Genomic DNA, 13,520 nt, shown 5'->3' on the forward strand with positions numbered 1-13,520 from the left:
GGGGCGGAGATGGCGGAAAGCGAACAGCAAGGCGGCGAGAAACCGCATGAGCCGACACAGCGCAAGCTGGACAAGGCCCGCGAGAAGGGTGAGGTGCCCCGCTCGAACGACCTGTCGACGGCCGCGGCCTACGGCGGGCTTTGCCTCGCCGCCATGGCCGTCGGCCCCGGCGCCTTGCCGGGGCTAGGGGCCACGATGCAGACTCTCGTCGACCGCCCCGAAGCCCTGGCCCCACTTTTCTTCGACGGCCCCGGTGCCACGATCACCGGCGGCCTGATGGGCGCGGTCACCCTGGCGATCCTGCCCTTCTTCCTCGTCCCCGCCGTGGCCGCCCTTGCCACGATCATCGCGCAGCGCGCCTTCGTCGTCTCTGGCGAAAAACTGCGCCCGAAACTCTCGCGCATCTCGATCATCAAGAACGCCGGCAACAAGTTTGGCCGCACCGGCCTGTTCGAGTTCTTCAAGAGCTTCGCGAAACTGCTGATCTACTCGCTCGTGCTGTTTCTCTTCGTCTCGGCCAAGCTGCCCGAGATGGCGCAAACCCTTCTTCTGGAACCGGGAATCGCCGTGGCGACCCTGGCCCGGCTCTGTGTCGAGTTCCTCTCACTGGTCTTTGTCATCGCGCTGGTCATCGGCGGCATCGACGTGCTCTGGCAACGGGCCGAGCACATGCGCCGCAACCGCATGACCGACAAGGAAATCCGCGACGAGGTGAAGGACTCCGAGGGCGACCCCTACATGAAACAGCAGCGCCGCGCCCGCGGTGAACAGATCGCAAGGGCGCAGATGATGGCCGATGTGCCCCGCGCCGATGTCGTCATCGTGAACCCCAGTCACTACGCGGTCGCGCTGGCCTGGGACCGCAGCCCGGGCAGCGCGCCCGTCTGCGTCGCCAAGGGAGTGGACGAGGTCGCCCTGGCCATCCGTCGCATCGCCACCGAGGCGGGCGTGCCGATCCACAGTGATCCGCCCACGGCCCGCCGCCTTCATGCCGAAACCGAGGTCGGAGCGCAGATCGCCCCGGCCGATTACCGCGCCGTCGCGGCCGCGATCCGTTTCGCGGACCAGATGCGGCGCAAAGCGAAAGGAACGATCTGATGCCCCTCTCCCGAAAGACAAAGGCGCTGGAACCCGTCGCCGAGGCAACCTCGATGGCCTTCGAAACCGAACTGATGCAGCTGCGTCGTATCGCGGCGCGCGAACGCCAGTTGCGCCTGTCGCTTGATGCGCTGGAGAAGCGCGCGGCGGACCGGTTCCTCGACCAGATCGACGAGGTATCAGGCAGCGATCTGACCTTCGCCGACGGCCAGGACCGCGCCTGGCGCGACTGGATCTCCACCCGGCGCAGCAACCTGCAGGCCGAACTGGCCCTGGTCCTGGCCGACAAGAGCGAGCGTATGGGCCAGCTGACCCGCGCCCTGGGGCGCCGCGATATCGCCGCCCGGCTCCATGGGGCCAGCCTCAGCGAGGATCGCCGCGCGGCCCTCGCGCGCGAGCTGGCCGGCCTTCAGGATCTGGCGGTACTTCTGAAGGGTCGCGCCCGGAGGGATCATCTGAACTGACCCGGAGAGGGTCGCGACAGGGGGCGCTGTGTCGGGCGAGGCCTGACCGGGCCCCTGCCGCCTCTCGGTCATTCCGGGGCAGAGTTACTTCGCGCCCTTTGAAAGGCTAGATGAACCCCCTGAAATTTGAGGCTTTTCCCGCAATCCGGACCTGAGCGTATGTTAGGACTCCGATCACGCCCGGAGCCTCGCAGCAACCCTGCCCGACCGTCAACGCCGCATATTCGGTAGCAATGGAGTTCGGCAAACCGGCCGCAATGAGGGTTGGCCATGACGGGCGTGCGGACAGGCCGACGCTCGCGGGCCAGACGCAGGGTCCCGGCTAGGCATCCTGACGGGCGATGTCGGTGATCAATACATCCGACACGGTCGGACCCAGGACCTTTCGCGCCACGCCGAACAAGGCCGCGCGCAGCACGTCGAGGTTGTTGGAATTGGTGAAGGCCCCGTCGAAGCCCCCCACGTTCGCATGGTCAAACATGACCTGCAGGAAGGCGTCGCGCAACTTCGGCTCTCGCGCATAGACGAGTTCCTGGCCACCCAGCTCCACCTCCAGGCTGATCGACATCACGACCAGGGCGCCGATCTTCTCATCCGTGATGACCGGGATGATGAACTGGTTGTTCATCTTGACGTATTCCCGGTCGGTCAGCTCCTCCTCCGGCGGCTCGGCCATGGGCTCCGCCATCTCCTCGGCAGGCGCCTCCATGCCCTCGGCGGCGCCCTCGGCCGGAACCTCAGGCGCGGGGCGCAGCATCAGGCCGGCGCCGGCACCGCCACCGATCCCCAGGACGATCAGCAGGATTGGGAGGAGTTTCTTCATCGGTCCGCCTCAGAACGGCAGCACGCGATCCAGCACTTGCTGGCCGATCCGCGGTTGCTGCATGTCGGTGATCTGGCCGCGGCCGCCGTAGCTGACGCGGGCGGAGGCGATCTTGTCATAGGTGATCTCGTTCTGGCGCGAGATATCTTCGGGCCGGACATAGCCCGATACGAGAAGTTCGCGCAGTTCGAAGTTCACCCGAACCTCCTGGTTGCCGGAGATGGCCAGCACTCCGTTGGGCAGCACGTCGACCACCGTCGCGGCGACCCGCAGGGTCAGTTGCTCATTGCGGCTGACGGAGCCATCGCCGGAATGCGACGACGTGCTGTCGACCGAGACCGCATTGTCGTAGGAGGCCCCGTCGGGCAGCAACCCGCTCAGCCTTTGGGGAATGCCCAGAAGCTGCGGCAACCCAAGGTTGTTGGAACCCGACCGCGAACGGTCGGTAGAGTTCGAGATGGCAGCACTTTCGTCGATCTCGATCACGACGGTCAGGATGTCGCCCTCGCTCATCGCGCGCCGGTCACCCAGCAGGGACCCACGGTCGCGCCGCCAGAGAGAAGCCTCCGGACGTTCAGCGCCGTATGGCGCATACCCCAGATCGGCCCCCTTCCGGGCTGGGTCCATCATCGCTCGATACTCAGGCGTATGTATATCCGGAGAGAAATTCGGCGGCTTGCCCAGATGCGACCGGTCGATGCAGCCCGACAGGGCCAGTGCGGCAAGGGCGAGGGGCAGCAGGGAACGGGTCATTGCACTTTCACACTTCCATCGGGCTGGATCCGGCCGCTGATCGTCTGCCGGGATGAGAGGTTCATCACGCGGATCGTCTCTCCGGCACCGCCGCGGCCAAGGGCGCGGCCTTCGGCGGTGATCACCAGGCCGTCCCGGTCATAGGTCAGGCTGACGATGCCATTGCGTTCGACCAGGGCCGGCGGGCCGAGGTTGCCCGGCAGAATGGGACGACCCGCGTAGATGGTGACGCGGGTTTCCATACCCACCACGCCGTCGGCTGTGGTCAGCGCGCCGGGCACCTGGATGTCGCGCAGGGCGATATCGAGGGGCGTCAGAACCGTCTGTGGCCGAAGGTTGCGCGCCGCCACCAGCGTTTCGGCCCGGACCGCCGTTCCGGCCAGGCAAAGCGCCAGACAAACCCCGGCCAATTTCCGCGCCGGCCCGGTCATCAGCGCACGGCCGCCGTGGCGCCCAGCATCTGGTCCGCGGCCGAAATCACCTTGGAGTTCAGCTCATAACCGCGCTGCGCCTCGATCAGTTCGGTGATCTCGCGCACCGGATCGACGGTACTTTCCTCCAGGTAGCCCTGGCGCAGGGTGCCCAGCCCGTCGAGGCCAGGCGTGGTGATGACCGCCGCCCCCGAGGCCTCCGTTTCGACGAAGAGGTTCGAGCCGATCGCCTCCAGCCCCTTGGGATTGGTGAAACCGGCCAGTGAGAACTGGCCCAGAAGCTGCGGCTGGGTCGCATCGTTGAAGAAGGCATAGACCTCCCCATCGGCATTGATCGAGATGGAGCGCGCATCTTCCGGGATCGTGATCTCCGGCGCGACGGGGTAGCCGTCCGAGGTGACGATCAGCCCCTCCCCCGTCCGCTTCAGCCCGCCATCGCGGGTATAGGCGGCCTGGCCCGAGGGCAGGGTCACCTCGAAGTAGCCACGCCCCTCGATCGCGATATCCAGGTCCCCGCCCGTGGCGCCCGACGGCCCCTGTGCCAGCAGCATGCTGACCGAGGTGGGGCGCACGCCGAGACCCAGCTGGATCCCGGTGGGCAGGACCGTCCCGTCGGAGGCATTGACCGTGCCGGCGCGGGCGAACTGTTGGTAGTGCAGGTCCGCGAACTCGGCCCGGCGGGCGTTGTAGCCCGTGGTCGACATGTTTGCGAGGTTCTGCGAGATGGTTTCCACCCGCATCTGCTGCGCGGCCATGCCGGTGGCGGCGATTTTCAGCGCTCTCATTGCGTCATCCTTTCCATGTCATGGCGACAGCCTAGCGGGCGAGGGTTTTCAACAGGTTGCGAATTCGGTCATCTTCTCGTTCGAGAAAGCTCTGCCCCAGTTCATAGGCGCGCTGGACGGTGATCATGCGCGCCACCTCGGACACGGGATTGACGTTCGACGCCTCCAGGAAGCCCTGCAGCACGCGCGGCGCCTCGACCGCGTCAAACCCCTCGTCTGCGCGGAACATCGTGCCGCTTTCACGCTGCATCCGGTCGGCGGCCACGGGGCTGACCACACCCAGCTGGCCCACGGGCTGACCGTCGGCGGTGATCGTGCCGTCCCGGCCCAGGCCGATCTCGGCGGCGGGGGGAATGAACAGTGGCGCGCCGCCGGCATCCAGAACCGGGTAGCCATCATGGGTAACCAGGTCGCCCGCGTTGGAGGTGGCGAAACTGCCCGCCCGGGTCAGCCGTTCGCCCTGCGGCGTCTGCACCAGGAAGAACCCGTCGCCCTCGATCGCAAAATCCAGCCGCCCCCCCGTCGGCGTCAGCGTGCCTTGGGTGTATTCGACCCACCGGATATTGCCCTGCGCCATGGAGATCGACGGCCCAGCCTCGATCCCCTGCACATACTCGGAAAAAATCATCTCCTCGCTGCGGAACCCGGTGGTGGCAGCATTGGCGATATTGTTGGCGATGATGTCCATCTCGCGCGACAGCCCCGAGAGGCGGGTCAACGTGGTGTAGGTGGCGTTTTCCATGGTCAGCCTCCGGCGATCAGCGGGATCAGGTGGGTCTGGAAGAAGGCGACGAGGGTCTGCGACATGAACCCCATCGACAGCCAGAAGACGACGACGATGGCCCCCAGTTTCGGCACGAAGGTCAGCGTCATTTCCTGCACCGAGGTCAACGCCTGGAAGAGGCCGATCACCAGGCCGGTGACCAGGGCCACCGCCAGGATCGGGGTCGAGGTGATCACCGCGACCCAGAGCCCCTGGCGCAGGGCGTCGAAGAAGACCGCCTGGTCCATGCCGACCTCAGCCCCGCGTCACACGGGCATCCGCAGGATTTCCTGGTAGGCCTCGACGACCTTGTCGCGCACGGTCACCGCGGCTTCCACCGCCAGTTCCGTCTGCGCGAGGGCCTGGACCAGAGAGGTGGCGTCAGCCTTCCCGGCCATCGCGGCGCGGGCCACCTCCTCACCTTCGCGAAAGGTCTCGGCGAAGTCGCTTGTGACTTCGCCGAGCGTGGCGCCGAGACCCTTTCCGGGCCCCTGCTCCTCCCCCGGCGCGGGCAGCGTCGCGGGGCGTGCGGCCGCATATCTTTGCGCGGCGTTCAGGGCACGAATGTCCATTCTGAACCTCCTTTATCGACCTTCTATCGACGTAACAGTTCGAGCAGCCCCGCGGACATTTGCCGCGCCTGGTCGAACACCTTCAGGTTCGCCTCGTAGCTGCGCTGTGCTTCACGCGCGTCGGCGATTTCGACCACCAGATCGACGTTCGATCCATCATAGTGGCCGGTTTCATCGGCCAGGGGATGCGCGGGATCGTAGATCCGCATCACCTCCGTCCGATCCAGTTGCACCCGTCCGGTGCGCACCTCGGAAATCCCCTCACCGCGGGCCGCGGCCTCGAAGGGGACGGTCTTGCGCCGGTAGCCCGGCGTATCTGCGTTGGCGATATTCTCGGAGGTGTGCCGCAGACGTTGTGCCTGTGCACGCAGGCCGCTGGCCGAGACCGACATGGAATTCAGCAGCTCGCTCATCCTTACCTCCGCCCGATGGACATGCGCATCAGGCTGAGCCCGGAGCGATAGATCGCCAGAGCGCGGTCGTGCTGCGACTTCACTTCGACCGACTTCAGCATTTCGTTTTCAAGGGAGACGTTGTTGCCGTTGGGTTCGGCATAGCCGTCCCGCTGCGGGCGGGTGATGGCCGTGGCCAACCCCTCTCCGCCATGTAGATGGCGAGCGCGGGAGGCCCGCATCGGCGTGGCCGGGGCGCCACCCTCGACAAGATCGGCAAAGGGCACAACGTCCCGCGCCTTGTAGCCGGGGGTATCTGCATTGGCCGTATTTCCGGCCACCACGTTCTGCCGCACATCGGCATGGCGCGTCATGGTATCCGCCATGCGGAACACTTCCAGAGTTTCGAACATCGGGGCTTCTCCCTCGATTGGCTTCAATCAAGGCTTAACCCCGATTCCTTTAGAAATGGTTCGCAGCAGATGAAGGGATCGCACGATGTCACAGAAGGTGCTGCATGGGGTCCGGGCAGAGATCGGCAACCTCTCCGCCGTCCGCCATGTCGGTCGGATCGAGGCGGTGGAACCGGAGGTTCTGCGCGTCACCGGCCTCGGCCGCTACGCGCGCCTGGGCGATATCCTGAAGGTGCTGCGCAGCGACGGAGGCGTGCTGCACGGGGAGGTCGTGCGCTTGGACCGCGAGGCGCTGACGGTCATGCCCGACGACCGCACCGAGGGGGTTTCGCTGGGCGACCGGGTGGTGCTGCGCGGACCGCTGCGAATCGCACCCGACGACAGCTGGATCGGTCGGGTGATCGACCCCCATGGACAACCGCTGGACGGTCGGCCCATCCTCCCCGGGCGTCAGGCGCGCGGCTTGCAGGGGGATCCGCCGCCACCTGCCGATCGGCGCGGCCTGGGGGACCGGCTGGAGACCGGCACTACGATCCTCAACACCCTCCTGCCCGTGGTTGAAGGGCAGCGAGTCGGCCTGTTTGCCGGCTCCGGCGTCGGCAAGTCGCGCCTGATGGGCCATCTGGCCAAGCGCATGCAGGCCGACGTGGCGGTGATCGCGCTGATCGGGGAACGCGGGCGCGAGCTGCGCGAGTTCACAGACAAGGTTCTGGGGCCCGAGGGGATGAAGCGCGCCGTGGTCGTCGCCGCCACCTCCGACCGTTCCGCGCTGGTGCGGCGGCGCTGCGCCTGGACGGCCATGGCCGTGGCGGAACACTTCCGCGATCAAGGCAAGCATGTGCTGCTTCTGGCCGATTCCATCACCCGTTTTGCCGAGGCCCACCGGGAGGTCGCCGTCGCGGGGGGCGAGCTGCCGGCCCTGCGCGGCTATCCCCCCTCGACCGCCTACCAGATCATGCAGCTGTGCGAGCGGGCCGGCCCCGGCGTGATAGACAGCGGCACGATCACCGCTGTCTTGTCGGTGCTGGTCGCTGGCTCCGACATGGAGGAGCCGGTGGCCGATATTCTTCGGGGTGTCCTGGACGGCCATATCGTCATGGAACGCCAGATCGCCGAACGTGGCCGCTACCCGGCCATCGACCTGCTGCGCTCGGTCTCCCGGTCTCTGCCCGAGGCGGCAACGGCGGAGGAAAACGCCCTGATCGCCGAGGCGCGCCACCTCCTGTCGGCCTATGCCCGGTCCGAGATGATGGTCCAGGCCGGCCTCTATGTGCCTGGAAGCGATGCGGTTCTTGACCAGGCGATCCGTGCCTGGCCAGACCTCGATGCTTTCCTGGCGGAGGAAGAGGAGAACGGGATCGCCGGGTCCTTCAACCGGTTGCAACTGATCCTGCGCCGCTCGGCCGCCGGACCCTCGCGTGGGCCGGCGCAGAAAACACGTTCACAGGCACGAACCGATTCGGACAGCCCGAGTCGCGTGCCGCGGACGGTCTAAGGAAGTCCTGACCAGCCGGGAATGGGTCCTTTCTCATCGAGCGGCTCCTTCAGCTGGGTCGATCAGCCCTGGCGAAGGCTCTTCATGAAGGAAAGGCTGCCCGCCAGAAGCGTCTGGGCGATCATGCCAGGTGTCGTTGTCTGCATCTCGGCCACCTGGGCCCGGAGGAGGTAGGTACGCACCAGTTTGTCGCGATTCTCCTGTTCGGCGAACGCCCGGGGGTCATCGGTCCCGATCAGCTTCTCGGCCCTGTCCCGGAACACCTCTGCCTGCTGGTCCAGGTCGATCTGGCCGAAACTGCCCGGCAGCCCGAAGGCGGTTTCGAACACCTTGCGAAGGGGCTGGTTGCCCATGATGCGGAACCACTGGGTGTCGACCGAGGCGGTGCTGTCCGACAACTCCTCCAGGACGCGGTCCGCATTCAGCGCCAGGCGCATGCTTTCATCCTGTTCGCCCACGGCGATCTCGAACTCCTGGCGGCGGAACTTTTCCGCGATTTCGGCCCCGAAGGTCGAGATCTTGGTCTGCGGCGTGCCACGATCAAACAGGAAGGCGTCGGACAGCTCCTTGTAGCGGTCATCGGAGAGCTTGTTCGCCAGTGATTTCTCGTCCAGCGTCCCTTCCTCCAGCACCTTGCGGATGAAGAAACGATTGTCGATGTCGTCCTGAAGCCCGAAGGCCCCCAGGGCCACGCGCAACAGCCGGCGATCCTTGACCAGTTCCTCCGCGGTGGAAATCTTGCCGATATTCGCCTCGAAGTACTCCGTATCCCGCGTCATCAGCGGTGACTTGTCGAAGGTCCGGCGCTGACTTTCGTAGGTCCGTTCCAGGAAGGCGAAGCCGGCATAGCCGGTAAAGGGGACAACGGGGGTGAACATCAGTTCGGCCTCGCGTTCAGCAACCGTTCCTCCCGGGGCAGAAGGCCGCGGAGGGCCTTCAGGCATTGGTAATACTGCCCCTCCAGAACCGCGTCCGTGGCGTTGCCCAGCAAGCTGCGGCTGTCAGGATCCGTCAGGATCTGACTCAACTCCTCGATCCGGCGAAGCAGCGGCAGGCGGGTCTCTTCGGCGCTGGCGTCGCCGGTCAGCACCAGCTGTGCGGCATAGCAGACCCGGCGCACAGGCGTCGTGGCCTCCTCCGGATGGATGGCATCCCGCAGGCGCAGAATGTTCACGTTGGGCGTGACGATGTTCAGGCGCGACCGGCGGTCACCGTTTTCGATCACCGCGCCATTGATCAGCACTCGCTCCTTCGGGGAGAGTTTCAGGACCAGCCCGCTCATGCGCCAGGTCCCCCGGCGCGTAACCCGCGCATGATGGCGGTATTGACCTCGATCAGTGGTTTCAGGTCGGCCTTGTCGTTCAGCACCTTGCGGCTGTGGGCAAAGGTGAATTCGGCCAGGTAGAAGATGCGCGCGCGCAGCTCCTTCGGGAGGGTGTTGCCCTCGCCGGCCACATCGGCGGCCAGGATCGTCCACAGCTGGCGATTATCCTGCACGGCGCGGGCTATTTCGGGAAAACCGCTGCGACGGTCGCGACGAGCGGCGGCCACAAGGCGGCGGGTGATGCGCGCGAAGACCTCGTACTCGACGCCGCGCGGGGTTCGCGTGGGGGTCGAGGCCTGCCCGTAGGCGCGCAAGGCTTGAGAATGTGCGGTCACGGCGGAACCTTCCAGTCAGGATACGGATGTCACGGAGGGAACCGGGGGCGCCTGGGCGCCCCCGATCATCTCGGGCCTCCGCTTACTGGAAGAGCGACAGCAGGGTCTGCGGCGCCTGGTTGGCGATCGACATCGCCTGCACCGCCAGCTGCTGTTGCACCTGAAGGGCTTGCAGGCGCGCCGACGCTTCTTCCATGTTGGCATCCACCAGGGTGCCGATGCCCGACTTCAGGCTATCGACAAGGGTCGAGATGAAGTCCGACTGGGTCTCGATGCGGCCCTGCACGGAACCGAAGGAGGCCGCGGCGTCGATCGAGGTCTGGATCATCCCTTCGATATCGGCCAGGGCGTTCTCGACGCCGGTGTCGGTGGTCACGTCGATATTGGCCACCTCTTCCAGGCCACCGCCGATGGTGTTCCCAGCCGCAGCGTATTCGCTGACCGCGACAGAGATGTTGTCGCCGGTCACGCTGGAACCGGTGAAGGTAATCACGCCGGTGGTCGCGTTGAAGGTTGCCGCCACCGTCGAGCGGTCATCGCCCATGGCTTCGGCGGCATACTTGTTGAACGCCTTCACCAGGCCTTCGCCCACGTCGGTGATCGTATCGCCGTCCCGCGCGACATACTTGATGTCGTTGGCGTCCGTGGTGTTCACACCCGCGGCGAAGTTGCCCGCACCGGCGCTGAGCGCGATCGAGAAGCCGGCCCCGGCCGAGACATCGTCAATGGTCACGGTGGTGGTCGGCGGCGTACCGGCGGCAGTCAGCGCCGTGGCGGTCGAATCGGCCGGGCCGGTCAGGTTGTTGCTGGCCGCGGCGATTGCCGTGCCGCCAACCTCGGAGGCCTCGGTCCCGAGGTCCTGCTTGGTCACGGCGATCTGGCCGACGGTCACGCCCGAAGAGGAGCGATCAAGCGACCCCAGCACGTTGACGGTGCCGGAGCCCGCCTCGGCTTCCTTGTTCGACAGCAGGTTCAGGCCGTTGAACTGCGCCGCCGAAACGGTGGCGCCGATCGAGTCGGCCAGGGCGTCGATGTCGGCCTGGATCTTGTCGCGGTCGACGTTCTCTTCCTGCGCCGCGACGATCTTTTCCTTCATCTGGGTCAGAAGGTCGTTCACGGTTTCCGAGGCGGAGCGGGCCACGGCGACGGTGGATTCCCCCAGGCCCAGGGATTCGGAGATCCCCTTGAAGCCCGCCACGTCGGATTCCATCACCTTGGAGATGGCCCAGACGGCCGAGTTGTCCTTGGCGTTGGCCACCTTCTTACCGGTGGAGATGTTCCCCTGCACCTGCGTCAGGTTCTTGTTCACATTGCTCAGGGTCTGCAGCGCGACCATGGCGCTGGTGTTCGTCAGAATGCTGGACATGCGGTGTTCCTTTGGTCGTTGGGCGCTTTACGCCCGTTACACATCCCGCCCCCCACGGGACGGATCGAATGTCATTCTGACGGGTGCAGGCACGCGGAACTCCGCGAGGTTGATCCCGATCACGGAGGTGCCACAACGTGGCACCTGCCGATCAAGGGATCCCGGTCGCGGTTTCCCTGCCTGCGCCATCCCGAAGGATGCGAGGGGCAGAATGCGCGCCATATCCTAACGCTTTCCTAACTGCGGCACGGACCGTTTCGGGCATTTGAAACAAAACGAGGGGACTTTCCCGGACCTCCCGTGACGGATGGCCCGCCGCGGCGCGCCATCCCTGGGCCAGAACAAGCTCAGGCGCGCTTTTCCAGTTTGTTATCATGTTGTTGCAGCAGGGCGGACTTGCGTCCGGTCCGGTCGTAGGTCTCCAGCGTGTTACGGATCTTTCGCAGGGTGGAAAACCGGTTCGCCACGGTTCGGATCCCCCGCAGCGCCCCGTCCAGAAGGGCCTGATTGCGCTGCGCCTTGCCGCGCAACGGCTGCAGCCGCTCCGGCGTCATGTCATCGAGCGCGTTCAGCTGGTCGATCAGCGTCTCCTTCGCCTCCAGCAGGCCGGGCAGCGCCTCCAGCCGGCCCGCGGTCAGCACCGCGCGCTCCTGGTCCAGCAGCGCGTCCAGTTCGTCGATCAGCGCCTGATGGGGATCATGGGTCATCGGGTCGTCTCCTTCGTGAGGGAATCGTAGAGGGTTTTCGCCAGGCCGATACCACCGGCCTCGACCATCGCGCGGGCCTGTTCCTCGCGCAGGAACGAGGCGAATTGATCCTCCCCCGCGCCGCCGCCGAACTGTTCTGGTGTTCGGCCCAGCCCGGCAGATTTCAGCATCTCTGTCAGGAAGCCCGTTTCCAGATCGCGAGCGGCTCGCCACAGGGGGCCGTCGCGTGGCGCCGCACCCGGGGGCCCGGGCAACGATTCGAAGGGCGGCGGGCGTGACAAGGCAGGAGACGGCAGGGGAGACGGCCTCCCCACGGTAGGCAAGGCGGACAGGGGGTCGGGCATCGCGACATCCTCCAATTTGATCGAGTTTCCCCGAAAATGGTCCTGCACCGGTAAAGATGCGGTAACCGGACTTGAGACAGGATGGGGCCACGGAAGAAATCCGGAGGTTGCCATGACCATTTCCTCTATGCCCCCCGCGCTCCTGTCAGCGCTCTCCGCGCGCGGCGCGGCCGGCGACGGTGCAAGCACCGCGCGTGATGCGCGCCCCGACGACGACGGGGGATTCGGCGCGATCTTTGCCGAGGCAGGCCTCCTTCGGGACAAGGGGCAGCGGCCTGATACGCGCAGCGGCACCGGGTCGGATGGCGGGGCAGACCCGAATTCCCCTGCAGACAAGGACAGGACCAAGTCCGAGGAGGCGACCCGCGCTGACAGCGCGGCGGAACCGCATGCCGCGCCTGAGTCGTCGTCGCACACCGACGGTCCCGCCGAAGCCGATGTCCCCCCGGTGCCCGAAGATCGCCGCAGGTCCATAACCGTCAGCCCGGCCAATGGCATGGGCACGGCTGACACGCCGCGCGCCCAGTCGCCCGAGGTCATGACCGCCAGGACCGCTCCCACGCAGGACCAATCCGCCACGCCACCCACCGCTCGCGCCGAACGGACCACGGCGCCCGTTCATCTCACGGCCAAGGAAGGCGGCGCGGGCGCTCCGCCCCCCTCCACGACCGCATCGCAGAGCGATAGCGCAATCGATCCAGGGGGTCTGGTGCCGCGGAGCAGCAAGGTCACCGCTACGGGGGATGCAGGTGTACCCCCGTCGCCCCGCAGCCGTCCCGTTCCTGCGACCGAGGTCGGGCGGCGCTCAACCCTCGGCACGACCGACCCGGCTCAGGGCCCATCCCGATGGCCCGTGGCGGACACGCCCCCGCAGCGCAGCGGCATCACCTCGGCCCAGATGGCAACGACGGACACCGTACCGCGTGACACGGCCGGGCCTCGCCTTGCACCAGTCACGACTGCCATCAATCGCACCGGCTCGCCCGCCCCAGGCTCGACGTCACCGGGGAAGCGCCTCTCCGCGCGCCCCACAGCGGCAGACCAGGCCCAGGCCGCCCCCACGACGCCCCAGCCCGCGAAATCGCTGCAAGGGGAGCCTCGGATGCGCGACGTCCCCCTTGCAGCGAGTCGGCATCCCGAAGCGGTCGCACGACCGACCGTGTCCACCGAACTGACTACAGGGAAACTGAGCGGGACGGTCGGGGACGCGGGTTCGCCGCCGCCGACCGTTTCTCAACCTCTGGGACGCACATCCACCCCGCCGAGCCTCGCGCGATCCGAAACGTCGGATGCGGTGCGTCACCAGTCACCTTTGCCCGCATCAAAGATGGCTCGCCCGCGGCCAGCGCCCGGAGCGCAGGCAGTCACGGGTGATGCCCCGCAGGATAGCTACACGTCCTTCCGCAGGGCGGGTCCGGAGAGCCCTCAACGCCCCCCGGAGGCCTTTGCGCATCG

At 66.5% G+C, this 13,520-nt stretch carries 18 protein-coding genes; 3 read left to right on the forward strand and 15 right to left on the reverse strand.

Annotation, left to right across the window (positions count from 1 at the left end; translation table 11 throughout):
* Nucleotides 1-9 precede the first annotated feature (9 nt).
* Nucleotides 10-1,098, forward strand: a complete 1,089-nt coding sequence (locus tag LC066_RS09160) for a flagellar biosynthesis protein FlhB (RefSeq protein WP_222475333.1) — start codon at nucleotides 10-12, stop codon at nucleotides 1,096-1,098.
* The gene (locus LC066_RS09165; protein ID WP_224898184.1) at nucleotides 1,098-1,562 is read left to right on the forward strand and encodes a hypothetical protein; all 465 of its coding nucleotides are present in this window, start codon (nucleotides 1,098-1,100) and stop codon (nucleotides 1,560-1,562) included. Before LC066_RS09160 ends, LC066_RS09165 begins: the two co-directional genes overlap by 1 nt.
* Nucleotides 1,563-1,884: 322 nt before the next feature.
* Here the strand turns inward: LC066_RS09165 and LC066_RS09170 are convergent, their stop codons facing one another.
* The 9 genes from LC066_RS09170 to LC066_RS09210 are packed head-to-tail and all read right to left on the reverse strand — an operon-like array spanning nucleotide 1,885 to nucleotide 6,494.
* Nucleotides 1,885-2,385 (reverse strand): flagellar basal body-associated FliL family protein, encoded by a 501-nt coding sequence (locus LC066_RS09170; protein WP_222475343.1) that lies wholly within the window; start codon nucleotides 2,383-2,385, stop codon nucleotides 1,885-1,887.
* A gap of 9 nt (nucleotides 2,386-2,394) precedes the next feature.
* Nucleotides 2,395-3,138, reverse strand: a complete 744-nt coding sequence (flgH, locus tag LC066_RS09175; protein WP_222475345.1) for a flagellar basal body L-ring protein FlgH — start codon at nucleotides 3,136-3,138, stop codon at nucleotides 2,395-2,397.
* A complete protein-coding gene (gene flgA / locus LC066_RS09180; protein WP_224898186.1) occupies nucleotides 3,135-3,548 on the reverse strand; it encodes a flagellar basal body P-ring formation chaperone FlgA in 414 nt (137 codons plus the stop codon). Before flgA ends, flgH begins: the two co-directional genes overlap by 4 nt.
* 20 nt (nucleotides 3,549-3,568) lie before the next feature.
* Complete coding sequence (gene flgG / locus LC066_RS09185; protein ID WP_222475349.1) at nucleotides 3,569-4,354, reverse strand: flagellar basal-body rod protein FlgG; 786 nt, start codon at nucleotides 4,352-4,354, stop codon at nucleotides 3,569-3,571.
* 31 nt (nucleotides 4,355-4,385) lie between these two features.
* On the reverse strand, nucleotides 4,386-5,096 hold the full coding sequence (locus tag LC066_RS09190) for a flagellar hook-basal body complex protein (protein ID WP_085888827.1): 711 nt from the start codon (nucleotides 5,094-5,096) through the stop codon (nucleotides 4,386-4,388).
* Between the two features lie 2 nt (nucleotides 5,097-5,098).
* Complete coding sequence (locus LC066_RS09195; protein ID WP_222475353.1) at nucleotides 5,099-5,365, reverse strand: flagellar biosynthetic protein FliQ; 267 nt, start codon at nucleotides 5,363-5,365, stop codon at nucleotides 5,099-5,101.
* Nucleotides 5,366-5,383: 18 nt separating this feature from the next.
* Complete coding sequence (gene fliE, locus LC066_RS09200) at nucleotides 5,384-5,689, reverse strand: flagellar hook-basal body complex protein FliE (protein ID WP_085888829.1); 306 nt, start codon at nucleotides 5,687-5,689, stop codon at nucleotides 5,384-5,386.
* Nucleotides 5,690-5,712: 23 nt separating this feature from the next.
* Nucleotides 5,713-6,102: a flagellar basal body rod protein FlgC gene (gene flgC / locus LC066_RS09205; RefSeq protein WP_085888830.1), complete on the reverse strand. Its 390-nt coding sequence runs from the start codon at nucleotides 6,100-6,102 to the stop codon at nucleotides 5,713-5,715.
* A gap of 2 nt (nucleotides 6,103-6,104) precedes the next feature.
* Complete coding sequence (locus LC066_RS09210; RefSeq protein WP_224898188.1) at nucleotides 6,105-6,494, reverse strand: FlgB family protein; 390 nt, start codon at nucleotides 6,492-6,494, stop codon at nucleotides 6,105-6,107.
* Nucleotides 6,495-6,579: 85 nt separating this feature from the next.
* Between LC066_RS09210 and LC066_RS09215 the strand changes: the two genes are divergently transcribed.
* Nucleotides 6,580-7,989, forward strand: coding sequence for a FliI/YscN family ATPase (locus tag LC066_RS09215; protein WP_224898190.1), 1,410 nt, complete (start codon nucleotides 6,580-6,582; stop codon nucleotides 7,987-7,989).
* A 62-nt stretch (nucleotides 7,990-8,051) separates the two neighbouring features.
* Here LC066_RS09215 and LC066_RS09220 read toward each other — a convergent pair whose 3' ends face one another.
* The 6 genes from LC066_RS09220 to LC066_RS09245 all read right to left on the reverse strand — a co-directional run bounded on the left by LC066_RS09220 (nucleotide 8,052) and on the right by LC066_RS09245 (nucleotide 12,065).
* Nucleotides 8,052-8,867, reverse strand: a complete 816-nt coding sequence (locus LC066_RS09220; RefSeq protein ID WP_224898192.1) for a DUF1217 domain-containing protein — start codon at nucleotides 8,865-8,867, stop codon at nucleotides 8,052-8,054.
* Nucleotides 8,867-9,271, reverse strand: coding sequence for a flagellar biosynthesis repressor FlbT (gene flbT, locus LC066_RS09225; protein WP_222475369.1), 405 nt, complete (start codon nucleotides 9,269-9,271; stop codon nucleotides 8,867-8,869). The genes LC066_RS09220 and flbT overlap by 1 nt, the downstream gene beginning before the upstream one ends.
* A complete protein-coding gene (gene flaF / locus LC066_RS09230; protein ID WP_222475377.1) occupies nucleotides 9,268-9,648 on the reverse strand; it encodes a flagellar biosynthesis regulator FlaF in 381 nt (126 codons plus the stop codon). Before flaF ends, flbT begins: the two co-directional genes overlap by 4 nt.
* A gap of 82 nt (nucleotides 9,649-9,730) precedes the next feature.
* Nucleotides 9,731-11,014 (reverse strand): flagellin, encoded by a 1,284-nt coding sequence (locus LC066_RS09235; RefSeq protein ID WP_222475385.1) that lies wholly within the window; start codon nucleotides 11,012-11,014, stop codon nucleotides 9,731-9,733.
* A gap of 347 nt (nucleotides 11,015-11,361) precedes the next feature.
* The gene (locus LC066_RS09240) at nucleotides 11,362-11,721 is read right to left on the reverse strand and encodes a flagellar protein FlgN (protein WP_224898194.1); all 360 of its coding nucleotides are present in this window, start codon (nucleotides 11,719-11,721) and stop codon (nucleotides 11,362-11,364) included.
* The gene (locus LC066_RS09245; protein WP_224898196.1) at nucleotides 11,718-12,065 is read right to left on the reverse strand and encodes a rod-binding protein; all 348 of its coding nucleotides are present in this window, start codon (nucleotides 12,063-12,065) and stop codon (nucleotides 11,718-11,720) included. Before LC066_RS09245 ends, LC066_RS09240 begins: the two co-directional genes overlap by 4 nt.
* Nucleotides 12,066-13,520 lie beyond the last annotated feature (1,455 nt).

The sequence above is a fragment of the Pseudooceanicola marinus genome, from assembly GCF_020177265.1.
Classification (GTDB): Bacteria; Pseudomonadota; Alphaproteobacteria; order Rhodobacterales; family Rhodobacteraceae; genus Pseudooceanicola; species Pseudooceanicola marinus_A.

What these genes read in the sequence shown, in the direction of transcription:
- LC066_RS09215 (WP_224898190.1), top strand. Translation starts at nt 6,580, where the DNA reads ATGTCACAGAAGGTGCTGCATGGGGTCCGGGCAGAGATCGGCAACCTC.
- flgG (WP_222475349.1), bottom strand. Translation starts at nt 4,354, where the DNA reads ATGAGAGCGCTGAAAATCGCCGCCACCGGCATGGCCGCGCAGCAGATG.
- LC066_RS09210 (WP_224898188.1), bottom strand. Translation starts at nt 6,494, where the DNA reads ATGTTCGAAACTCTGGAAGTGTTCCGCATGGCGGATACCATGACGCGC.
- LC066_RS09195 (WP_222475353.1), bottom strand. Translation starts at nt 5,365, where the DNA reads ATGGACCAGGCGGTCTTCTTCGACGCCCTGCGCCAGGGGCTCTGGGTC.
- flgH (WP_222475345.1), bottom strand. Translation starts at nt 3,138, where the DNA reads ATGACCCGTTCCCTGCTGCCCCTCGCCCTTGCCGCACTGGCCCTGTCG.
- flbT (WP_222475369.1), bottom strand. Translation starts at nt 9,271, where the DNA reads ATGAGCGGGCTGGTCCTGAAACTCTCCCCGAAGGAGCGAGTGCTGATC.
- LC066_RS09240 (WP_224898194.1), bottom strand. Translation starts at nt 11,721, where the DNA reads ATGACCCATGATCCCCATCAGGCGCTGATCGACGAACTGGACGCGCTG.
- LC066_RS09220 (WP_224898192.1), bottom strand. Translation starts at nt 8,867, where the DNA reads ATGTTCACCCCCGTTGTCCCCTTTACCGGCTATGCCGGCTTCGCCTTC.
- LC066_RS09190 (WP_085888827.1), bottom strand. Translation starts at nt 5,096, where the DNA reads ATGGAAAACGCCACCTACACCACGTTGACCCGCCTCTCGGGGCTGTCG.
- LC066_RS09235 (WP_222475385.1), bottom strand. Translation starts at nt 11,014, where the DNA reads ATGTCCAGCATTCTGACGAACACCAGCGCCATGGTCGCGCTGCAGACC.
- LC066_RS09170 (WP_222475343.1), bottom strand. Translation starts at nt 2,385, where the DNA reads ATGAAGAAACTCCTCCCAATCCTGCTGATCGTCCTGGGGATCGGTGGC.
- LC066_RS09160 (WP_222475333.1), top strand. Translation starts at nt 10, where the DNA reads ATGGCGGAAAGCGAACAGCAAGGCGGCGAGAAACCGCATGAGCCGACA.
- LC066_RS09245 (WP_224898196.1), bottom strand. Translation starts at nt 12,065, where the DNA reads ATGCCCGACCCCCTGTCCGCCTTGCCTACCGTGGGGAGGCCGTCTCCC.
- flgC (WP_085888830.1), bottom strand. Translation starts at nt 6,102, where the DNA reads ATGAGCGAGCTGCTGAATTCCATGTCGGTCTCGGCCAGCGGCCTGCGT.
- fliE (WP_085888829.1), bottom strand. Translation starts at nt 5,689, where the DNA reads ATGGACATTCGTGCCCTGAACGCCGCGCAAAGATATGCGGCCGCACGC.
- LC066_RS09165 (WP_224898184.1), top strand. Translation starts at nt 1,098, where the DNA reads ATGCCCCTCTCCCGAAAGACAAAGGCGCTGGAACCCGTCGCCGAGGCA.